Origin of the sequence: Arthrobacter sp. 92 (assembly GCF_050260325.1) — a bacterium.
Classification (GTDB): domain Bacteria; phylum Actinomycetota; class Actinomycetes; order Actinomycetales; family Micrococcaceae; genus Arthrobacter.
Map to the genome: position 1 here is coordinate 476,031 of NZ_CP189863.1, position 20,056 is coordinate 496,086.

Here is a 20,056-nt window from a genome sequence, read left to right on the forward strand (position 1 = left end):
TCACCTCCGGGCTGCGGTGAGGTTCACTTGATCCATGAGAGCCATCTGGAAAGGCGCTATCGCGTTCGGGCTGGTCAACGTGCCGGTCAAGGTCTACAGCGCCACGGAGGACCACGACATTGCCCTTCACCAAGTGCACAATGCCGACGGCGGCCGGATCCGCTACCAGCGGCGCTGCGAGGTATGCGGGGACGTGGTGGACTATGTGGACATCGAGAAGGCCTATGAAGAGGACGGCCGGACGGTGATCCTCACCCGTGACGAGCTCAAGTCCATCCCGGCGGAAAGCAGCCACGAGATCGAAGTGGTCCAGTTTGTTCCGTCCGAGCAGCTGGATCCCATCATGTTCGAGCGGAGCTACTACCTCGAACCCGACTCGAAGTCGCCCAAGGCGTACGTCCTTTTGCGCCGGGCCCTGGAAGACACCGACCGCGTGGCCGTTGTCCAGTTCGCCCTGCGTGAGAAGACCCGCCTGGGCGCCCTTCGGATCCGCAATGATGTGCTGGTCCTGCAGTCCCTCCTGTGGGCGGACGAAGTGCGGGAAGCCAGCTTCCCGGCACTGGAGACACCCGTCCGCATCTCCGCGCAGGAACGGGAAATGTCCGCCGCGCTGGTGGATTCCATGGCCGGGGATTTCGAGCCTGAGCAGTTCACGGACGAGTACCAGGTGCAGCTGCGCAAGCTTATTGAGGCGAAGCTGGAGGAGGGGGAGTCGCTGGACACGGAGAAGACCTTCGGCGCGGAGGCGGCCCAGGCCGGCACCGGCGAGGTGATCGACCTGATGGAGGCCCTCAAGCGCAGCATCGAGAAGAAGCGGGGCGGCGGCGCGGCAGGCTCCCGTGGGGCGGCGGAAGAGGACGAGGCGACGCCCGCCGCTAAGGCGCCGGCGAGGCGTGCCGCCGCCAAGACCACGGCTGCCAAGACTCCCGCCGCCAAGACCACTGCCGGTAAGACTTCCGCGGGGACGTCCGCGGCGAAGACCTCCGCTGCCAAGACAACCCGGGCCAAGGCCTCGCCCGCCCGGAAGACTCCTGCCAACGCCTCCGACGCGAAGACAACCGCGGCCAGCGAACCGGCCAAGAACCGGCGGAAGGGTGCCTGACCCGGCTGAACAGGGCACGGCCGAACAGGACACGGTTGACCAGTAAGCAGAAGCCGGGCTGGCAGCGTCCATAGAGGCCGCGATCAGGAGTTTCTCAGCGCGGAAATGAGTTCGCTTTTCTTTTTGCCGGAATATCCCTTGAGCCCGATTTCCTTGGCGCGTTGCTTGAGCTGGGGCACGGTCCAGTCGTCGTAGTCGCCGGACTTCCCGCCCTTGCGGCCCACTTCCGAGCGGCCCTGCTTGGCCGCGGCATTGGAAATGCGGGCGGCTTTCTGCTTGGACGCCCCGTCCTTCCGCAGTTCCTCGTAGAGCTCCGGATCCTTGAGGCTTGGATTCTCTTTCTCAGGCATGGCTAGCTCGGATTCGTGGGGTCGGAATCGTCAAGGAGAGGGTCGACGCCGGCAGGCCGTTGCGGCGACGGCGTGGGAAGGTGCGGGGCGGAGCCGGTGTGAAGGGCGGGGGCTTGCGCGGCGAACCCGGCTTCTTCCTCGGTGCTTTCCACCTCGCCGCGGCTCACGCTGGACCGCCAGGCGCCGGTTTCAATCCCCCGGGATTCGATGAACTCCTTGAACCGCTTCAGGTCCGCGGTGACCTGGTGGCTGTCGGCGCCCACGGCGGAGCCGGTCTTCTCCACCAGGCCCTCGGGCTCCCATTCCAGGGACACGCTGACCCTGGTCTGCTCTGGGCCGAGGGCTTCGAAGGACACGGCGCCGGCGTTGCGTGGCTTGTCCGTGCTGACCCACGCGATCCGCCGGTCCGGGAGCTGGTCGGTGATTTGGGCGTTGTACTCGCGCTTCACTCCGGCGATGTCAGTCCGGAAATGGAGGGACGTTTCGTCGATCTGTTCCACGGACTCCACGCCCTTCATGAAGTGCGGGAATGATTCAAACTGGGTCCACTGGTTGTACGCCGTCGAGACTGGAACATCCACCTCGATGCTTTCCTGCAAAGTAGTCACTGTCTCATCCTCCTTCAGCCTGGGCCGGCGCCCGGTAAACGCTCTGGTGAACGGCGGGACGCCACGTTTTCAACGCTAACCGGGGCCCTTGGCAAACACAAGGAATTTACTAAGGCTGCTTATCGCGGGGCGGGAAGAGGGGGCAACCGATGCTGAGCAGCGGGTTAAAGACCTGTGGCCGGCCCTCCTGCGCGGTATGCCCGGAAGGCGTCCGTGTGCGGGAAGGCCGGCCACTGAATGCCGGTTGTGCGGGTCCTATTCGGCGTCGTGATCCGTCTCCAGGATCTGCACCAGGCGGTCCAGCGCAGTGTCCGCACCATCACCGTCAGCCCGCAGCACCACCACGTCGCCGTGCGACGCGCCCAGGCTCATGAGGGACAGGATGCTGGCGGCGTCCATGGCCTCGTCGGCCGGCTCGCCCTGCCGGGCGATGGTGATGTCATGCGGGTATTCGCCTGCTGCTTCGGCAAAGATGGCGGCCGGGCGGGCGTGGAGCCCTACGCGGCTGGCGATGGTGGCGGTGCGTTCGTACATTTCTGCTCCTTGAGTTTCAGGATTGGAATTTCAGGCCTGGACTTTGCAGGCCTGTCGGAAAGAGAGACCGGATCAGACGGTGACGGGAACCGCTTCCACCGTATCAACGGACTTCTTGACTGCCCAGCGCTTGAGAGCGATCACGGCGAAGGCCGACACCACCGCTCCCACCGCGATGGAGACAAAGAACATCAGGAAGTTGTCGATCGCGAAGAAGACGAAGAATCCGCCGTGCGGGGCCTTGGACCCGACGCCGAATGCCATGGACATGGCGCCGGTGACGGCTCCGCCCAGCATGCTGGCCGGGATGACGCGGAGCGGGTCGGCGGCGGCGAACGGGATGGCGCCTTCGGAGATGAAGGAGGCTCCCAGCAGCCACGCGGCCTTGCCGTTTTCACGCTCGGCCAGGCTGAACCGCTGCTTGTCCAGGACCGTCGAGGCAAGTGCCATGGCCAGCGGGGGAACCATGCCGGATGCCATCACGGCGGCCATGATCTGCCACGGGGCCTGGTTGTCCATGCTTGCGGCGCCGAGGCCGGCGACGGCGAAGGAGTAAGCAACCTTGTTGACCGGGCCGCCGAGATCGAAGCACATCATGAGGCCGAGGATCACGCCGAGGGCGATGGCGCTGGCACCGGTGAGGCCCGACAGCCAGCCGTTCAGGCCCTTGCTGATGGCGACGATAGGTGCGCCGAGGATCAGGAACATCAGGCCGGAGGCCACAAGGGAGGCGAGCAGCGGAATGATGACCACGGGCATCAGGCCGCGCAGCCAGCGGGCCACGTTGATCCTGCCGATTGAGTGGGCGATGTAGCCGGCGAGCAGGCCGCCGACGATGCCGCCGAGGAAGCCGGCGCCCATGAACCCTGCAACCGCGCCGGCCACGAAGCCCGGTGCGATACCCGGACGGTCAGCGATGCCGTAGGCGATGTAGCCGGCCAGGGCCGGGACCAGGAACCCGAGGGACAGTGCGCCGATCTTGAAGAGCACCGCGCCGACGTAGGCGCCGAGCGGGCCCCAGGCATTGTCCGGGAACTGGGTGGGCAGGTTGAAGATGCTGTTGTCCACCACGATCGCATCCGCGTACTTGGTGATCAGGTAGCCGCCCATGAGGAAGCCGAGTGCTATCAGCAGGCCGCCACCCGCCACGAACGGGATCATGTAGCTGACGCCGGTGAGCAGGGCTTTCTTCAGCTTTTGGCCGATGTGCTCGCCCTTTTCCATGGCCTCGGCCTCAGCCTGCTCTTCGGCGCCGAAGTGCGGCACGCGGCGGGCGTTCGGGTTGTCGGCCGCGGCGAGGGCCTCCTGGACCATCTTCTCCGGTTCGTCGATGCCGCGCTTGACCGGGGCGTTGATGACCGGCTTTCCGGCGAAGCGTTCCTTGCCGCGGACGTCCACATCCACGGCGAAGATCACGGCGTCGGCAGCGGCGATGACCGCGGGATCCAGCGGCTTGGCACCGGAGGAACCCTGGGTCTCGACCTGGAGGTCCACCCCGACTTCCCGGGCTGCGGCGACGAGGGAATCGGCGGCCATATAGGTGTGCGCGATGCCGGTGGGGCACGCGGTCACGGCGACAAGGCGCTTGGGGCCCTTGCTGGCAGGCGCTGAAGCGGAAGTTGTTGCGGTGGCGCTGGCCGCGGCGCTGGCTGGGGCTTCGGCGGCGTGCGCTGCCGGCTTGTCGGCGAGGGCGCCCTCGACAAGCTCAACGATTTCCGCCTGCGAGGTGGCGGCGCGCAGCGCGGCCGTGAAGTCCTTTTTGATGAGCGAGCGGGCCAGCCTGGACAGGAGCGTCAGGTGAGCCTGGTCCGCGCCTTCGGGGGCCGCGATGAAGAAGATCAGGTCCGCCGGGCCGTCCTTGGCGCCGAAGTCCACAGGCTGGGAAAGCCGGGCCATGGCGAGGGTGGCTTCGGTCACCGCGGTGGAACGGCAGTGTGGGATGGCGATGCCGCCGGGAACGCCGGTGGCGGTCTTCTGTTCGCGGGCGAAGGCGTCCGCGAACAACCCTTCTGATTCGGTGGCGCGTCCGTTGGCAGCAACCTTGCTGGCCAGGTGACGGATCACGTCCTCGGGCGAATTGCCCAGGTTCTGGTCGAGCTCGACCAGGTCGGTGGTGATGAGCTGAGTCACTGTCAATCCTTCGAGAGGGCCGTGATGGTTACGGCATCGGGGGTGGTTTGGTGGACTGCCGGAACTGTGGAGCCCGGCAGGGAAGCGGCGGCGGCACCGTGAGCCACAGCCTGACGGAGGCAATCGACCGGGGCGGCGCCCTGGCTCGAGGCGAGCAGGTAGCCGGCAAGCGACGAATCGCCGGCGCCGACCGTACTGACCGCGTTGACCGGCGGATGCGTGGCGAGCCACGCGCCGTCGGCCGTCACAAGTACCGCACCTTTGGAGCCGAGCGTTGCCAGCACGGCACCCACACCGGAACGCACGACGGCGGCGGCGGCTGCCGCGGCAGCCGCCGGATCCGCTTCAAGTTCGCTAGCGGTGGACGCCGTGGCGAACCCGGCTGCGGCAGCCAGTTCCGCCAGTTCCTCGGCGTTGGGTTTAAGGAGGTCCGGCTTGCCCGACGCATCGCCCGAAACCGCAGCGACCAGGGGTTCACCGGAGGAGTCGACGGCAATGTGCGGAGGAGTGCCGCCGTCGTGCATGGAGCGGAGCCGCCGGGTAACGGTGGCGTAGAAGTCGGCTGGTACTCCGGGTGGAAGTGAGCCGGCGAGGACAACCCAGCTGGCGCCGCGGGAGCATTCCATCAGCAGCCCGATCAGGGCTTCCTGCTGGTCTTCGCTCAGCTCCGGGCCGGGTTCGTTGATCTTGGTGGTCACGCCGCCGGGCTCGGTCAGCGCCACGTTGGTGCGCAGCGGCGCATCGATGGGGAGGGCGGCGAAAGGGACGCCGACCGCGCGCAGCCCGGCCAGCACCGGATCGGAGTCGCCACCGGGCAGGACCGCCACGGTTTCAAGGCCGGAGGCCACCAGGGCGCGGGAGACGTTGACTCCCTTGCCGCCGGACTCCTGGCTCACGGAGACCGCGCGCTGCACTTCCCCGCGCAGCAGCGGCGAGGGTAGGGCTACCGTACGGTCGAGGCTGGGGTTGGCCGTGAGGGTGACTATCACGCGATCACCACATCCACGCCGGCATCAGCAAGCGCTGCGGCAAGTTCGGGGCTGGGGTCACTGTCTGTAATCAAGGTGTCCAGATCTTTCAGGGAGGCGAACTGGACCAGCGTTTCCGCATCCAGCTTGGACGAATCGGCCAGCACCACAATGCGGCGTGCCGATTGGACGAAGGCAGCCTTGACGGCGGCTTCTTCAGGATCGGGAGTGCTGAGGCCGAACGTGGCATGGACTCCATTGGCGCCGACAAAGGCGATGTCCGGACGGATCCGGTGTGCCGCGTCCACGGTGGACTGGCCCACGGCGGCCTGGGTGAGTCCGCGGACCCTGCCGCCCAGGATGTGGAGGGCGATGCCGGGCTCCGCCGCGAGTTTCGCTGCGATGGGTACGGCGTGGGTGATGACCACCAGTTCGTTTTCGGGTGAGGACGCGCCGCTGGCTGAAGGATCGGAAAGTCGCAGCGCGAGGAGGTCCGCCAGGGCCTCGGTGGTGGAGCCTGCGTCGACCAGAATGCTGCCGAACGGCCCTTCGGGAATGAACGCCAGTGCGGCCTCGGCGATGCGCAGCTTTTCCGGCTGCCGCTGGACGGTGCGTTCGAGGATGCTTTCCTCGGTGGTGCTGAAGCGGTCCGGTGCCACGGCCCCGCCGTGCACCCGGCGGACGGAACCGGCGGACTCAAGGGCGGCAAGGTCGCGGCGGACGGTCTCGGTGGTGATGCTGAAGCGCTCGGCAAGGGCCGTCACGCTGGCGCGGCCGCTTGCTGCGACGAGACCTGCGATCAGCTGTTGGCGCTCTTCGGCGAACACTTACCCTCCATTGCGTAACTACTGCGGGTCCTTCAGGTGAATGGCATCCCGTGACTGCCATCACATGATGTGGAATTGTTTGACTTTATCTTTGATCATGTTGGTTTGTCAATGAAAACAACATGATCAAAGATTGCCCCCTTTCCGGTCGAAGCCTCAGAAGCAGCAAGCCGGGCCGGACCGGGATGGTCCGACCCGGCTTGCGGGGTATCAGTTTGCTGGATGTCATCGACCAGCGGCGCATGGTTACAGCGTGCCGTCCCGGCTTTCGTTGCGCACAATGCGCTCGCCCGTGTTCGGATCCACCACTGAACGGGTTTCGCTCACGCGCCGGGTGCGGCCCGGCGAAGCCAGGATCAGCGAAGCGACCAATCCGATCACTCCTACGGCCATCAGGATGTAGCCGATCAGGGTTTGGTCCACGTAGGGGATCAGGCCAGGGGTTATGGCCCACGCCAGGATGGCACCAATGGCGATAAGAAAAATGGAGGAACCGATTCTCATGACTTGCTCCTAGCTGTCCGGGGACGTGCGGGCAAAAACTTGATCAGCATGCTGTCTAGCGACACGCTACAGCCCGTCCTCCTCCGATTCAATGAACCGGGCAGTGCGCCGCGGCGGGAATTCCGGGGCCATCCACAGGTAGGTCGCCGCCGGATTGCTGGGGAAGCGAACCGCCGATGGGGCACATTGCCGACGGAGAGGACTATGGATGAAGCAATACCGGGGGATGAAGTAATACCGGGGCGCCAGCGGTGCCCACCCACGTACCCTTGGGGTGGGGAATCCGGGGGACCCGGCCTCGCGGCCGCTGAGCGCATCATCCATATACCTACAGGAGCACGGTTATCCATGTCTGAAGTTTCCCCGGCCGTTGTGGTTACCGGGCTGGGCGCGGTGACCCCGGTGGGTGCCACTGCCGCTGAGACCTGGGCAGCGCTGCTCGCCGGAAAATCCGGGATTACGCGGCTGGAGGCCGAATGGGCCGAGGCCTTGCCCGTTCGTATGGCCGCGCGCGTCACCACAGACGTGGCCCCGCTGCTCTCCACCCTCGAGTTCAAGAGGATGGACCGGTGCGGACACCTTGCCCTGATCGCCTCCCGTGAGGCCTGGGCCCAGGCGGGCCGGCCGGACGCCGATCCCGAGCGTCTCGCCGTGGCGATCGGCTCGGGGTACGGCGGCCTGGACACCACGCTGGAGCAGACCCGGACGCTGGATGCGAGGGGCCCGCGCCGGGTATCCCCGCACACACTCACCCGGATCATGACCAACGGCCCCTCGGCCTGGGTTTCCATCGACGTGGGCGCCCGGGGCGGAGCCCGCACCCCGGTGAGCGCCTGCGCCTCCGGCGCCGAAGCCATCTCCCAAGCCGCCGAGATGATCAGGACCGGAGCCGCGGACGTGGTGATCGCCGGCGGAGTCGATTCCTGCATCAACGGCCTGACCATCAGCGGCTTCGCCCAGATCCGGGCCCTGTCCACCCGGAACGAGGACCCGCAGGGCGCCTCCCGCCCGTTCGACCGGGACCGCGACGGCTTTGTGATGGGTGAGGGCGCCGGCATCGTGGTCCTTGAACGCGAAGACCATGCGCGTGCCCGGGGCGCGGATATCCTGGGGGTCATCGCCGGCAGCGCCGTCACATCCGACGCCGTCGACATTGTCGCGGCGGACCCGGCAATGCAGCGGCGCGTGCTGCAGAAGGCCATCGCCGCCGCCGGGCTCACCGGGCAGGACATCGGCTTCGTGCATGCCCACGCCACCTCCACCCCGGTGGGTGACCGAATGGAAGCCGAGGCGATCGGCGCCGTCGTGGGGTATCAGGTTCCCGTCACCTCCACGAAGTCGCTCACGGGACATCTGCTGGGTGGTGCCGGCGCCCTCGGCGCGATCGTCACCATCCAGGCCCTCCGGACCGGGGCTGTGCCCGGCACGGTGAACCTGGACAACCTTGACCCTGCCATCAACCTCAATATCGTTTCGGCTACCACCGGGGCGCTCACGGCCAAGGCCGGCATCGCCAATGCGTTCGGCTTTGGCGGCCACAGCGCTTCCCTGGTGATCACCGCGCCGTAGCTGTGGAAGGCCGTGGCGGTGCAGGCAGGTCCGGCGCGGTCAGCAGCGGGAACGTTAGGCTGTGCCGGTGGGAACAGTCGAATGGTCCAAGCCGGAAGACGAACGAGCCGGCACTCCGCTGCTCGTGATGATGCACGGCTACGGCACGGACGAGGCCCGGATGGTGAACCTGTTTGGCTGCCTGCCGCCGGAATTCACCTGCGCCGCCCTCCGTGCGCCCAAAGTCATTGGCGATCACTATGGCTGGTTCCTGCTGGACTATTTCCTGACCCACGACTTCGCGGATGTCATTTCGGCCACCAACTCGGTGTTCGAGTGGATCAACTCCGTCAAGGCGCAGCACTCAAGCGTCAGCCTGCTGGGTTTCTCGCAGGGAATGGCCATGGCCAGCACGCTGCTGCGGCTGCGGCCGCACGACTTCCGGGCCGTCGTCGGGCTTTCAGGGTTTGTCCTGGACAACGAATTGCTGGCCATGAGCGAATCCTTCGATAGCCGGCCGCCGTTTTTCTGGGGCCGGGACAAGGCGGACCTGGTCATCAATGACGAGGCCATCGAGCACACGGCGAAGTGGCTGAACAGAAACACCCAGCTGACCGCCCGTACCTACCCCGGCTTGGGCCACGCCATGTCCAAGACCGAAATGGTGGACGTCAGCGCCTTCCTGCGCCATTACGTCCTGCGCTGAGGCAGCTCCACGGGGCTGTGAGGGCCATCAAAATTCCGCCGCGGAGAAAAACCAGTTGCGCGCCAAATTTGTAAGCGCTTACACTCTTCTTCGGCCATGTTTCAGGCCCGCTGCTTCAGGACGAAGAAAGGGCTGAGCCCGTGTCGCATGGCTAAGGCACCGCGCGTTACCATCCAGGACGTCGCCGCACTGTCCGGGCTGTCCATCTGCACCGTTTCGCGTGCGCTGCGCCAGCTTCCCAACGTCTCGGAAGCCGCCCAGCAGAAAGTAGCCGACGCCGCCACGAAGCTCGGCTACAAGGCCTCGTCGGCCGCCTCCCGGCTTGCCGGCGGCAGCACAGGAGCCGTCGCCATCATCGCGCCCACCGCCACGGCCTGGTTCTTCGCCCAGGCCGTCGAAGCCGCGGAGGAAGTCTTCGCGGACAGCGGCTATGACACCGTGCTCATCAGCCTCCGGAACAAGGCCAGCGTCCAGCGACGGCTCTTCGGGGACCTGGCCGGACTCTCGCAGCGGGTTGACGGAGTGCTGCTCCTCAACATCGCCCTCAGCGCAGCGGAAATCGCCGCACTGGCGGGCTCAGGGCTGGCCGTCGCGAGCGTGGGGATGCGCAACGTCCCGTGGGACAACGTCGGTATCGACAACGAGGACGCAGCCTGGAGGGCCACCAGCCATCTGTTGGGCCTGGGCCACTGGGACCTGGCGATTCTCGCCGACCGGAGCCCGGAGGAAGGGTCTGTGACCACCGGCCGCGACCGCCACAGGGGGTTCGAGCGGGCATTGGCAGAGCAGCATCTCATCGTGGATCCGGACCTGGTCATGGACGCAGGCTCCAGTATCGAGGGTGGACGCCGGGCCATGACCGAACTCATCGAAAACCGGCGGATGCCGTCCGCAGTCTTCGCCGGCTGCGACGAGACTGCATTCGGCGCGCTGATGGCATTGCGGGACCTCGGTTTGTCAGCACCCAAAAACGTGTCCATCATAGGAATAGACGATCATCAGATGAGCTGGTTCCTGGGACTAACCACCATGGCCCAGCCCGTGGCCGATCAGGGCGCTTTTGCAGCCAATCTGCTGATTGAGGGACTCCAGCGTCCGGGGCATCTGAACGCCCCCTCCCACCACGAGCTGGACACCAAATTGATTGAGCGCAAGAGCACACGCCGTCGCCGCTGACAGGCAGTCCCAACACCGCATTGCCCCGCGCCGCCCCCACGTATTTACCTGCCATCGTCTGAAGGGACACCGAATACCGAATGACTGATCTGTCCAGCAGCACCAGGAGCGCCAGCACCACCCAGTCCACCAGCGGCTGGGCGGACGCTTCGGCCATCCTCTTTGACCTCGACGGCGTCCTGACGCCCACCGCGATTGTGCACGAGCGCGCATGGCAGCAGCTCTTCGACGGTTACCTGCAGGATGTTCCCGAGGCGGCCGGCTACCGCGAAAGCGACTACTTCGACCACATCGACGGCAAGCCCCGGTTCGACGGCGTCCGGGACTTCCTGGCCTCCCGCAACATCGTGCTGCCCGAAGGCCCGCTGGATGACGACCCGGCCCATAACACCGTCCATGGACTGGGCAACCGGAAGAACAAGGTCTTCAACGACATCGTGGCGTCCGGGGTGGAGGCCTACGAGGGCTCGGTGCGTTTCATTGCGGCCGTCCAGGCCCAGGGACTCAAGCTCGCCGTCGTCTCCTCCTCCCGGAACGCCCCCGCCGTGCTGCTGGCAGCAGGACTGTCGGGGCATTTCCCCGTGGTGGTTGACGGCGTCGTCGCGGCCGCTGAGGGGCTCCCCGGCAAGCCGAGCCCGGCCACCTATGAGTACGCGGCGCAACTGCTGGACCTGCCCACAGAGGAGTGCGTTGTGGTGGAGGACGCAGTGTCCGGTGTGCAGGCCGGCCATGCCGGCACCTTCCATTCCGTGATCGGCGTGGACAGGGGAGCCGGCCGGCAAACCCTGCTGGACGCCGGCGCCACGCTGGTGGTCAACGACCTCGACGAACTTCTCTAGCACCCTTTTTCAGCATTCCTCCCCACCTGTATCAACGCCAAAGGAACCCCAAGAGCCATGGCACTCATCACTTCGGACCGCGCGCGCTTCCCCAACGACCCGTGGAAGCTGGTGGAGACTGTCCACGTTGCCGGCGACGCCGGCACGCTGGAAACCCTCTTCGCCCTGGGCAACGGCCACCTGGGCATCAGGGGCGCCCACTGGGCGGCGGCCGACTCCGATCTTCCGGGCAGCTTCATCAACGGGTTCCACGAAATCTGGGACATCAAGCACGCCGAGAACGCCTTCGGTTTCGCCCGGACCGGCCAGCGGATCCTCTACATTCCGGACGTCAACAACTTCACGGTGATCATCGACGGCGAGACGCTGAGCCTGAGCGAATCCACCGTGCTGGATTACCGGCGCTCCGTGGATTTCGCGACGGGCATCTATGAATGCCGGATCTCCTGGCAATGCCGGTCCGGCGCCACCGTGACCACCACCGAGCGCCGCGCCGTCGGCTTCCAGACACGCGGCTCCATGGGCATCTCGCTGGAACTCGCAGCGGACCGCGACGTCTCGGCCGACGTCACGTCGTCGGTCATCAACCGCCAGGACCAGGCCGTGGAGGACCATTCGGAGCACGACCCGCGCCGCGCCGGCCGCCACGCGGGACGGGTGCTGCTGCCGGTCAGGCTCGACGGCGGCGACGGTTCCTTGCGCCTGTCGTGGGAAGCCGCGGAATCCCGGCAGCGTGTGGGCCTCGCAGTAGATCACTGGACCTCCGCCGAGGTACAGCCGTTCGATACCTTGGTGGACCAGGACGACAGCAGCGTCCGCTACGTCCTGGCCGTGGGCGCGGACCAGCCGTTTTTGCTGGAAAAGAGCGTCAGCTATGCCATGGGCCGGGCCTTCCGCGAGGGTGCCGGCGGCGGTGGAACACCTCAGGACCCCTCCGAAGCCGCCGAAGAGGGCCTCAGGACTGTCGGCGAGATTTTCGCCGAGAGTGAGGCACACTACCGGGACTACTGGGCCACCACCGACATCGTGCTGGGCGGACAGCCCGAACTGCAGCAGGCCATCCGTTGGAACCTTTTCCAGCTCGCCCAGGCCACGGCCTGCGCCAACGTGGCCGGCATCCCGGCCAAGGGCGTGAGCGGCTCCGGATACGAGGGCCACTACTTCTGGGACCAGGAGGTGTACCTGCTGCCGTACCTGACGTACTCCAACCCCGGGAACGCCCGCCAGGTCCTGGAGTTCCGCCACGAAATGCTGCCGGACGCCAAGGTCAGGGCCAAGGAGCTGAGCGTGGACGGGGCGCTGTTCCCATGGCGCACCATCAACGGGCTCGAAGCCAGCGCCTACTATGCCGCCGGGACCGCGCAGTTCCACATCGCCGCTGCCATCGCCTTCGCCACCAACCGGTACATCTGGGCCAGCGGCGACGCGGGGTTCAAGGCCGGGATGGGAGCCGAGCTGCTCATTGAGACCGCCCGGATGTGGGCCTCGCTGGGCTTCTTCGGCAAGGACGGGCAGTTCCACATCCACGGTGTCACGGGACCGGATGAGTACACCGCCGTTGTCAACGACAACCTCTACACAAACGTGATGGCGCGCTTCAACCTGCGGGCCGCGGCCGCCCTGGACCATCCGGGGATCGAAGACGCCGAGCGCCAACTCTGGGAGCAGGCCGCCAACCGTATGCAGCTGCCCTTTGACGAGGACCTGCAGGTGTACTCGCAGGACAACGACTTCATGACCCTTGAGCCATGGGACTGGACCACTCCCCGGTCCAAGTACCCGCTCCTGCTGAACTTCCACCCGCTGGTGATCTACCGTCACCAGGTGTTGAAGCAGGCCGACACCGTGCTGGCCATGTTCCTCCAGTGGCAGGACTTCACGGTCGAGGAAAAGCGCCGCGCCTTCGACTTCTACGATCCCATCACCACTGGCGACTCCACCCTGTCCGCCTGTGTCCAGGGGATCATGGCGGCGGAGGTGGGCTACGGCCAGGCCGCGCTGGACCACTTCACCCACGCGCTGTACATCGACCTCGATGACACCCACGGAAACACGATCGACGGCGTGCATATCGCCTCCGCCGGCGGCGTGTGGAGCTCGCTGGTCAGTGGGTTCGCAGGCCTCCGGGACCAAGGCGCCGTGCCCTTCTTCGATCCCCGGCTGCCTGCCGGATGGGGAAGCCTGTCCTTCCATCTCAAGATGCAGGGGCGCCTGCTGTTCGTGGAACTCGAGCAGGAATTCCTCGCCCTGACCCTCCGGGAGGGCGAGGCACTCGACGTCAGCGTGCGCGGGAAGCTCTACACGGTTGGCGCCGGGACCCTGCGCGTGGAACTGAAGCCGGTCGATAGCCCGGAGCCCACCGTCTTTCCCAGCGGACCACCAACAGCGTCGATCCCGATCGTGCGGGCCCACGCTTAGCCGGACCGGGGTGGCCGGCCGCAGGCGCTTACTGGTCTACCCTTAGCTCGATGGAGTCCGTGAAGTACCGTCAGCACTCCTGAATTGAAGGTGAATTGAAGGGATGGCCATCATGCCAGAAACAACGCCTGCGGGCGGCGCTCCCGGCGCGTCCCGCCCGGGCCTCGCCGCCCTCTGGACCGACGGACTTGGCCGCGCCAGCATCCGCTCCGTGCAGACGCTCGCGGTGATTGCCCTGGCCTGGGTGATCCTCTGGGCCCTGACCCGCGTCCCGCTGGTGGTTATCCCGGTGGTGATCGCCGTGATTCTCGCCGCCGCCATCTCACCCCTGGTCCGGTGGCTGACCGGCCACGCGTGGCCACGCGCCTTGGCTGTTGTGGCATCCTTCCTGGCGATCCTTGCGGTGTTCGGCGGCGTGGTGACGGGCGTGGTGTTCCTGGTCCGGTCCCAGTGGAAGGAGCTGTCGGTCCGAGCGGTGGCCGGCGTGGACCAGCTGCACGGCTTCCTCAATAACGGCCCGTTCCAGGTAAGCGATGAACAGATCAACGCCACGCGCGACTCTGTCGAGAAGTTCTTCACCAGCAGTGCCTTCGGAGCCGAGGCACTCACCGGGGTCAGGACGGCGGCGGAGATCCTTGCGGGCATTGTCCTGATGGCAGTCATCCTGTTTTTCTTCCTGAAGGACGGCGAGAAAATCCGGGCCTTCCTCATCGGATTCCTGCCGGCCAACCACCGCGGCAAGGCGGACCTGGCCGCCAACCGCAGCACCGTCGTCCTCGGTGGCTACGTGCGCGGGACCGCGCTTATCGCGGCTTCCGACGCGCTTATTGTTGGCATCGCCCTGCTGATCCTTGGTGTGCCTCTTGCGCTGCCGCTCGCTGTGTTCGTCTTCATCGGCGGATTCATCCCGATCGTCGGCGCCACCGCGGCGGGAACCGTGGCCGTGGCCGTCGCCCTGATCTCCAACGGACCGGTGACCGCCCTTATAGTCCTCGCGGTCCTGATCGGGGCGAACCAGCTTGAGCACCACTTCCTCCAACCCGTTTTGATGGGCCGGGTACTGAGCATTCACGGTTTGGCCATCCTGCTGGCCCTGGCCGCTGGAACGATGCTGGCCGGCATCGTCGGCGCGCTTCTGGCTGTGCCGCTGACGGCCGTGTCCTGGACGGTTATCAAGACCTTGTCCGGTCGGGATGATGCCGAAACTGACGCCGTCGACGAGAGCGAAGGCGCGGCAGTCTGACCGCCCGGCGCGGAAACAACCATGTCACCACACGGGCGGCGACGCCCCTCAATAAGGAGAGCCGTGCATGTCCGAGAACAGCGACCAGATCTTCGAGTGGGCGCCTTTGTGGGCCCGGGTTCAGGGCCTCGCAGCAAGCATTGACGGTTCCGCGGTTGTCATTGCTGCGGATCCAGCACTAAGTCCAGCGCAGGGCGGCGCGGAGTATGTTCTGCCGTGGCCAGGATCCGAGGGCGCCGGGATGGCCGCCGCGGGTGCGGCAGGCCCTGGATCACGGCTGACGCTGGTGGGCGACGATGCCCAGGGAATCGCCGACTTCGCGCGGCAGAACGGCATGGGGGAACTGGCGGACCGGCTGCTTCTGTCGGCTCCGACGGCCGAGATCGCCCAGGTTGCGTCCCTGCCGGACGAGGCACAAGTGGCGTCGGCACCCATGGACACGTACGACGTCGTCGAGATCTCCCTCTTTGACCACCCGGTCTGCAGCGGCCGGATCAGCATCGGTGACGCCGCGGCCGTGATCGCGGGGATCCAGGCCGATAGCGAGGAGCACCGGGAGGCATACGAGCCGGCGCTACTGGCCGCGCTGGCGGAGGAGGCCTATCTGCACGGGGCGGGCACCCTGTACATGATCGCCGAGCCGGAGCGGGCGGAGGGCTACGGGAATTCGGGCTGGAGCGTCGCAGCCCGTGTCACAAGCTTCGAAATAGCCTGACCCGGGGCAGGGCCATCCCCGTACTCCACCGCGACGGACCTGGCGGCGTCGAAGGGGACCGCCTTGCGGGGCCGACTGCCCTGTCGCGGCAAGTTGGGCCTCGCTAGACTTTAAATGCGCCCTTTGGCGGGGCGCAGGCAGTGCTCAGGGAAAGGCACGATCATGGCTGACAGCAGCGGATTCGAGGTACCTGCGGATGAGGCCGCCGGCAGGGAAAAGCCTGAAGAAAAGGAACTCCGCGGCCGGTATGTCGAAGGTAACTATGGGACCGCGGGGACCGAAAGCGGCCGCCACGCGGACGATACGGAAGGCCAGTACACCGAAGGTGATTACGGCGCGGCCGGCACCGAGGGGGACCTCCCCGAACCGCTCGGCAGCCACGCCGCGGAGTCGGGCCGCTTCGTGAAGGGAGACTACGACGGCGCGGGCACGGCCCCGGGGCGGAGCGCCGAGAACGAAATCGGCCGGTACACGGAAGGCGACTACGGGGCCGACGGAACTGTTGAGCCCACGCGCAAGGCCTCAGAGCCCACCAGCGGGGCGTCCACCGGCGAGGAATAGCCGGTCAGGCCGCCATCTTGCGATGGCTTGGGCGCGTCTGGCGGCGTGTGGAAGCGCCGCGGGACGCCCTTGCCCCGGAGGCCACAAAAGCGCCGTCGGGCACCAGAGTGTCGCCGTGCAGGCGTGCCCCTTCGCCAACCCGCGCTCCAGCGCCGATGCGTGAGTGCGCACCCACCCGGACGTTGCTGCCCAGCACGGCCCCCGGGCCCACGTGCACGTCGTCTCCGATGACAGCCAGCTCGCCAATCAGGGCAGCCCGATCCACCCAGCACCCCTGACCGATCCTGCAGCCGCCGCCGATGTGGGCATCCGCCTCGACATAGGTCGCCGCGCCTACAAAGGAACTCTCATCCACGGTGGCACCTCTCGCTACGAGTCCACCGCCGTTAGCGTGCCGGCTGTACCTGGTGACCACGCCGTCGTCGTTTTCCACGACTTCGATCTTCCTGCTCATCCCATTCCTTATTCCTGCGCACTTTACGCATTAAAAACTCAACGTCTGCAAGCGGGAATAGATTCCTGCCGGCCTCCCCGGACTCCGCCCGGAGCAGCGGGCGGCGCGTTCCGAACTGGTTGTTTTAACCCACCCGGACTAACACGCGGAAACCCGTTGCCGCGCGCGCCCCGGCGCCGCCCAGATCAAGCCGCTGCCACTGACACCCGGCCGCGCCATCGTCCCCTAACCCTTTCGCCCGGCTAGGCTCGGGTCATGGGGACCAATCCCGCCGGCACCTGGCGACGCAGCATGGCATTCATCGGCACAAACCCGGGTCTGGCCCTGCATCCGGTGGACCGCCACGGTGTGCACGTCCCTGGCGAGCCGGCCAGCTGCTTTGCCTCATTTTGGATGGCCGATTGGTCCCGATGGGGAACGGGGCATGCCCTGCTGATTGCCACCCGTAAGGGCTGGCGCACTTACGGAGCCAGCGAATTCTTTGCGGCAACGCTGGCCACGGAGCTCGCCTGCCACTTTCCGGAGGCCGCGCGGTTTCCGCTGACCGGAATCATCCACACCCATGACGAGTTCGACGTCGACCTGCATCCCGAGCGCGGTTTCCGCGCCGTGGGCCGCAAGGCTGAGATGGAAATCAGCGGAGTCCTGGACCGCCGGCAATTCGCAGCACCGGACTTTCAGCTCGGCACAAGCAGCGCGTCCCTGAACAACGTGTACCTGCCATGCAGCACCGGCCGGCTCTCCGAATTCGGAGTGGAGTGGCCCGGTGCGCCCACCGTGTACCCCGGGCCGCGGGGGCCACAGTCGTCGGCCTACCTGGCCGTGGCGGAATCCTGGGTCATGTAGCGGCGCGCCCCCGGATGCGAGGGTGACTTCGCGCCTCACTGCCCGGCACATACTGCGTGGCCTAGTGTTAAGGGCAGAAGGCGGCCGCGAGCTGCCCGGGCCGGGCAGCGGACTACCGGCTCTTCCCGTTCCCTAGAGAGGTGTTGATGGCCATGCGAAGGAACCCCGCGATGAAGATTGCCCAAAGGACCGCCCACAAAGCGGTATTCGATGCCCAAGGCAAGCCAAAACCAGGAATCCACAACATGCTTCTGCGGGCGGTTGACGTCCAGCGGCCTTTGGTCCTGGCCAACATTCGACGGCTCCAGCGCAAGCACCCCCGCGCCACGGCCGCGCAGCTTGCCGACAAGATGGAACGGGACTATCTGGCCGCCGTCACCAGTGGGGGCGCCCTGGTGGGCGGCTCGGCAGTTATTCCCGGGGTGGGCACCATGGCGGCGCTTGGCCTTTCCGCCGCAGCCACCGTGGGCTTCCTCGAAGCCACGGCCCTGTACGCAACATCCCTGGCCGAACTTCACGGCGTCCGGATGGTGGATCCCGAGAAAGCCAGCACCCTCATCATGGCCATCATGCTCGGTGAGGAAGGGACGGAAATGCTCAGCGCGCTCAGCGGCCAGGCCGCAGGCCGCAGCAAGGGGCCGGCGGACGCCTGGGGATCGGCCTTCGCCCGCAAGACTTCGTTTCCGGGGTTTGGCTCGGTGCGGGAGCGCATCCAGCGGGCCTTCCTGCGCAATCTGCTGCAGCGGCAGGGAACGGCGTTGCTCGGCAGGGCGCTGCCCTTCGGCGTCGGAGCGGTCGTGGGTGGCGTGGGCAACCGGGTGATGGGGCGCGCCGTCGTGGCGAACGCCAAGGAGGCATTTGGGCCCATGCCGGACACCATTCCGGGTGAACTCCTGGCTGGACCGGCTGCCGCCGGCAGTACCCCCGGGGCGCCAGCCGCGGCCGGACAAACGTCGCTGAAAGGCGGATTCATTGGATCTGAACGCTGATTTGGGGGAGTCCTTCGGCTCCTGGACCATGGGCGAGGACGCAGCGATGTTCCCTCTCATTACCAGTGCCAGCGTGGCCTGCGGAATGCATGCGGGGGATCCTGTGACCATGCTGGACACCTGCCGGGCCGCCTACGAACTGGACGTCCGGGTGGGCGCCCATATTGGCTACCCGGACCTGGCCGGTTTTGGCCTCCGCTCACTGGACATGAGCTTCGATGACCTCTTCGGATCGGTGCTCTACCAGCTGGGCGCCCTGGACGGGGTGGCTCACGCAGTGGGCGCCTCGGTGGACTACGTGAAAGCCCACGGCGCACTGTACGAACGAACGGTGCGTGACGAGGAGCAGGCCTCGGCGGTCGTCTCGGCAATCCAGGCCTACGATCCCGGACTGCCTGTGCTGGGGCTCCCGGGGTCAGCGCTGCTGGCCTTCGCCGCCGAAGCCGGACACCCGGTCTTCCACGAAGCCTTTGCGGACCGCGCCTACCTGCCGGACGGCACCCTGGTGCCAAGCTCCCAAGAGGGTGCTCAGCTGCATGACATAGACGAGGTTACCGGCCGTGCCGTCCGGCTGGCGCTCAAGGGCGAGGTGGAAGCAATTGACGGCACGGTGCTCCACCTCCAACCCCACTCACTGTGCCTGCACGGTGACGCTCCCGGCTCCGTGGAGATGGCCGCGGCCGTGCGGACGGCGCTGCAGGACGCAGGGGTGGAACTCGCCCCGTTCGCCTGACCCCTCAGACGCGAACGGACACTTGGGGCCACCCCTGAGGCGCGAACGGACACTTGGGGCCACTGTGGGCGGGGCTTAAGTGTCCGTTCGCGCTTGGTGGGTGGCCCGGCCCCGGGCCCTGTGCCGGACGTGGGTTCCCGGCAGTTTTTCGATGAGGCGGCGCAAAGTGGCGCCGTCCAGGGTAAGCAGAGGATCCGACCGTCGGCTGTGACGGATTCGACGGTGCCCTTATCAACCATGCGATCGCGACAGAAGATCTCGACGTCCCGGCCCTCAAGCATTTTCCAGTCATCCACCGGATGCCATGGCGAAGGCGGGTGCGGAGCCGCGAGCCCGGGTGCTGGAGTGCTGTCCACGCTTCTGTTCCTCCTGCTGATCCGCCCCAATCCAATCCGGCGCGTACCTCCACGCCGGATTGGATTACCGGGGGCTGGAACCTACTTGCGTGACGCCATTTCGGAACTGCTGCCACGAACCCTGAGCTGGGGCTTGATGGACGCCGCATTCCACCGCGAAATCGCCATGGGCTCGGGAAACCAGGTGCTGCAGGAATTGCTCCGGAGCATCCGCTCGCTGCTCCGGATCTGGGTGGACCGAGCCCTCACCGATGAGGGCCACGCCGAAGCTGCGCTGAAGGAGCACGGGGAAATCTTCGCCGCCCTCGAGGCCCGCGACGCCGATGCCGTGGCGCGCACCATGCGCTCGCATATGGAGACGGCATCGAGGCGCCTGCTGGCCGGTTTTGACGCCGCGCAGTAGCGCTTAGAACGACGCGGGCCTGGCTGCACCCTGACACAGCCCCCGC

The 20,056-nt window shown here is 66.6% G+C and carries 21 protein-coding genes; 13 read left to right on the forward strand and 8 right to left on the reverse strand.

Annotated features, from left to right (window positions below):
- Positions 1 to 34 precede the first annotated feature (34 nt).
- On the forward strand, positions 35 to 1,102 hold the full coding sequence (locus ACP4XC_RS02215) for a Ku protein (RefSeq protein ID WP_427173261.1): 1,068 nt from the start codon (positions 35 to 37) through the stop codon (positions 1,100 to 1,102).
- An 83-nt stretch (positions 1,103 to 1,185) separates the two neighbouring features.
- Here ACP4XC_RS02215 and ACP4XC_RS02220 read toward each other — a convergent pair whose 3' ends face one another.
- From ACP4XC_RS02220 to ACP4XC_RS02250, 7 genes are all read right to left on the reverse strand, one after another.
- Positions 1,186 to 1,452: a DUF7218 family protein gene (locus ACP4XC_RS02220; RefSeq protein WP_427173262.1), complete on the reverse strand. Its 267-nt coding sequence runs from the start codon at positions 1,450 to 1,452 to the stop codon at positions 1,186 to 1,188.
- A 2-nt stretch (positions 1,453 to 1,454) separates the two neighbouring features.
- Complete coding sequence (locus ACP4XC_RS02225) at positions 1,455 to 2,060, reverse strand: SRPBCC family protein (RefSeq protein WP_427173263.1); 606 nt, start codon at positions 2,058 to 2,060, stop codon at positions 1,455 to 1,457.
- A 255-nt stretch (positions 2,061 to 2,315) separates the two neighbouring features.
- Complete coding sequence (locus ACP4XC_RS02230; protein WP_427173264.1) at positions 2,316 to 2,594, reverse strand: HPr family phosphocarrier protein; 279 nt, start codon at positions 2,592 to 2,594, stop codon at positions 2,316 to 2,318.
- Between the two features lie 72 nt (positions 2,595 to 2,666).
- A complete protein-coding gene (locus ACP4XC_RS02235; protein WP_427173265.1) occupies positions 2,667 to 4,724 on the reverse strand; it encodes a PTS fructose transporter subunit IIABC in 2,058 nt (685 codons plus the stop codon).
- 2 nt (positions 4,725 to 4,726) lie between these two features.
- Positions 4,727 to 5,713, reverse strand: coding sequence for a 1-phosphofructokinase family hexose kinase (locus ACP4XC_RS02240; protein WP_427173266.1), 987 nt, complete (start codon positions 5,711 to 5,713; stop codon positions 4,727 to 4,729).
- Positions 5,710 to 6,519, reverse strand: coding sequence for a DeoR/GlpR family DNA-binding transcription regulator (locus ACP4XC_RS02245; RefSeq protein ID WP_427173267.1), 810 nt, complete (start codon positions 6,517 to 6,519; stop codon positions 5,710 to 5,712). The genes ACP4XC_RS02240 and ACP4XC_RS02245 overlap by 4 nt, the downstream gene beginning before the upstream one ends.
- A gap of 246 nt (positions 6,520 to 6,765) precedes the next feature.
- Complete coding sequence (locus ACP4XC_RS02250) at positions 6,766 to 7,023, reverse strand: DUF6458 family protein (RefSeq protein WP_427173268.1); 258 nt, start codon at positions 7,021 to 7,023, stop codon at positions 6,766 to 6,768.
- A gap of 348 nt (positions 7,024 to 7,371) precedes the next feature.
- Between ACP4XC_RS02250 and ACP4XC_RS02255 the strand changes: the two genes are divergently transcribed.
- The 8 genes from ACP4XC_RS02255 (at position 7,372) to ACP4XC_RS02290 (ending at position 16,229) form a co-directional block, all read left to right on the forward strand.
- Positions 7,372 to 8,592, forward strand: coding sequence for a beta-ketoacyl-[acyl-carrier-protein] synthase family protein (locus ACP4XC_RS02255; RefSeq protein ID WP_427173269.1), 1,221 nt, complete (start codon positions 7,372 to 7,374; stop codon positions 8,590 to 8,592).
- A 67-nt stretch (positions 8,593 to 8,659) separates the two neighbouring features.
- Complete coding sequence (locus ACP4XC_RS02260; protein WP_427173270.1) at positions 8,660 to 9,277, forward strand: alpha/beta hydrolase; 618 nt, start codon at positions 8,660 to 8,662, stop codon at positions 9,275 to 9,277.
- A 147-nt stretch (positions 9,278 to 9,424) separates the two neighbouring features.
- Complete coding sequence (locus ACP4XC_RS02265; protein WP_427173271.1) at positions 9,425 to 10,453, forward strand: LacI family DNA-binding transcriptional regulator; 1,029 nt, start codon at positions 9,425 to 9,427, stop codon at positions 10,451 to 10,453.
- 80 nt (positions 10,454 to 10,533) lie between these two features.
- Positions 10,534 to 11,292, forward strand: coding sequence for an HAD family hydrolase (locus tag ACP4XC_RS02270; RefSeq protein ID WP_427173272.1), 759 nt, complete (start codon positions 10,534 to 10,536; stop codon positions 11,290 to 11,292).
- A gap of 57 nt (positions 11,293 to 11,349) precedes the next feature.
- The gene (locus ACP4XC_RS02275; protein WP_427173273.1) at positions 11,350 to 13,710 is read left to right on the forward strand and encodes a glycoside hydrolase family 65 protein; all 2,361 of its coding nucleotides are present in this window, start codon (positions 11,350 to 11,352) and stop codon (positions 13,708 to 13,710) included.
- 112 nt (positions 13,711 to 13,822) lie between these two features.
- A complete protein-coding gene (locus ACP4XC_RS02280) occupies positions 13,823 to 14,953 on the forward strand; it encodes an AI-2E family transporter (protein WP_427173274.1) in 1,131 nt (376 codons plus the stop codon).
- A 67-nt stretch (positions 14,954 to 15,020) separates the two neighbouring features.
- Positions 15,021 to 15,668: a hypothetical protein gene (locus ACP4XC_RS02285; protein ID WP_427173275.1), complete on the forward strand. Its 648-nt coding sequence runs from the start codon at positions 15,021 to 15,023 to the stop codon at positions 15,666 to 15,668.
- Positions 15,669 to 15,830: 162 nt separating this feature from the next.
- Complete coding sequence (locus ACP4XC_RS02290) at positions 15,831 to 16,229, forward strand: hypothetical protein (protein WP_427173276.1); 399 nt, start codon at positions 15,831 to 15,833, stop codon at positions 16,227 to 16,229.
- Between the two features lie 4 nt (positions 16,230 to 16,233).
- Here ACP4XC_RS02290 and ACP4XC_RS02295 read toward each other — a convergent pair whose 3' ends face one another.
- Complete coding sequence (locus ACP4XC_RS02295) at positions 16,234 to 16,683, reverse strand: transferase (protein WP_427173277.1); 450 nt, start codon at positions 16,681 to 16,683, stop codon at positions 16,234 to 16,236.
- A 255-nt stretch (positions 16,684 to 16,938) separates the two neighbouring features.
- On the opposite strand from ACP4XC_RS02295, the gene ACP4XC_RS02300 reads away from it, so the two are divergent.
- The 4 genes from ACP4XC_RS02300 (at position 16,939) to ACP4XC_RS02315 (ending at position 20,010) form a co-directional block, all read left to right on the forward strand.
- The gene (locus tag ACP4XC_RS02300) at positions 16,939 to 17,529 is read left to right on the forward strand and encodes a hypothetical protein (RefSeq protein ID WP_427173278.1); all 591 of its coding nucleotides are present in this window, start codon (positions 16,939 to 16,941) and stop codon (positions 17,527 to 17,529) included.
- A gap of 146 nt (positions 17,530 to 17,675) precedes the next feature.
- A complete protein-coding gene (locus tag ACP4XC_RS02305) occupies positions 17,676 to 18,518 on the forward strand; it encodes a hypothetical protein (protein ID WP_427173279.1) in 843 nt (280 codons plus the stop codon).
- Positions 18,502 to 19,251, forward strand: a complete 750-nt coding sequence (locus ACP4XC_RS02310; protein ID WP_427173280.1) for a LamB/YcsF family protein — start codon at positions 18,502 to 18,504, stop codon at positions 19,249 to 19,251. The genes ACP4XC_RS02305 and ACP4XC_RS02310 overlap by 17 nt, the downstream gene beginning before the upstream one ends.
- A gap of 441 nt (positions 19,252 to 19,692) precedes the next feature.
- Positions 19,693 to 20,010 (forward strand): FadR/GntR family transcriptional regulator, encoded by a 318-nt coding sequence (locus tag ACP4XC_RS02315; RefSeq protein ID WP_427173282.1) that lies wholly within the window; start codon positions 19,693 to 19,695, stop codon positions 20,008 to 20,010.
- Positions 20,011 to 20,056 lie beyond the last annotated feature (46 nt).

Bases quoted from the DNA above. Each gene is read 5' to 3' on its own strand.
- ACP4XC_RS02215 (WP_427173261.1), top strand. From the start codon at position 35: ATGAGAGCCATCTGGAAAGGCGCTATCGCGTTCGGGCTGGTCAACGTG.
- ACP4XC_RS02220 (WP_427173262.1), bottom strand. From the start codon at position 1,452: ATGCCTGAGAAAGAGAATCCAAGCCTCAAGGATCCGGAGCTCTACGAG.
- ACP4XC_RS02230 (WP_427173264.1), bottom strand. From the start codon at position 2,594: ATGTACGAACGCACCGCCACCATCGCCAGCCGCGTAGGGCTCCACGCC.
- ACP4XC_RS02250 (WP_427173268.1), bottom strand. From the start codon at position 7,023: ATGAGAATCGGTTCCTCCATTTTTCTTATCGCCATTGGTGCCATCCTG.
- ACP4XC_RS02255 (WP_427173269.1), top strand. From the start codon at position 7,372: ATGTCTGAAGTTTCCCCGGCCGTTGTGGTTACCGGGCTGGGCGCGGTG.
- ACP4XC_RS02265 (WP_427173271.1), top strand. From the start codon at position 9,425: ATGGCTAAGGCACCGCGCGTTACCATCCAGGACGTCGCCGCACTGTCC.
- ACP4XC_RS02270 (WP_427173272.1), top strand. From the start codon at position 10,534: ATGACTGATCTGTCCAGCAGCACCAGGAGCGCCAGCACCACCCAGTCC.
- ACP4XC_RS02275 (WP_427173273.1), top strand. From the start codon at position 11,350: ATGGCACTCATCACTTCGGACCGCGCGCGCTTCCCCAACGACCCGTGG.
- ACP4XC_RS02280 (WP_427173274.1), top strand. From the start codon at position 13,823: ATGCCAGAAACAACGCCTGCGGGCGGCGCTCCCGGCGCGTCCCGCCCG.
- ACP4XC_RS02285 (WP_427173275.1), top strand. From the start codon at position 15,021: ATGTCCGAGAACAGCGACCAGATCTTCGAGTGGGCGCCTTTGTGGGCC.
- ACP4XC_RS02290 (WP_427173276.1), top strand. From the start codon at position 15,831: ATGGCTGACAGCAGCGGATTCGAGGTACCTGCGGATGAGGCCGCCGGC.
- ACP4XC_RS02295 (WP_427173277.1), bottom strand. From the start codon at position 16,683: ATGAGCAGGAAGATCGAAGTCGTGGAAAACGACGACGGCGTGGTCACC.
- ACP4XC_RS02300 (WP_427173278.1), top strand. From the start codon at position 16,939: ATGGGGACCAATCCCGCCGGCACCTGGCGACGCAGCATGGCATTCATC.
- ACP4XC_RS02305 (WP_427173279.1), top strand. From the start codon at position 17,676: ATGGCCATGCGAAGGAACCCCGCGATGAAGATTGCCCAAAGGACCGCC.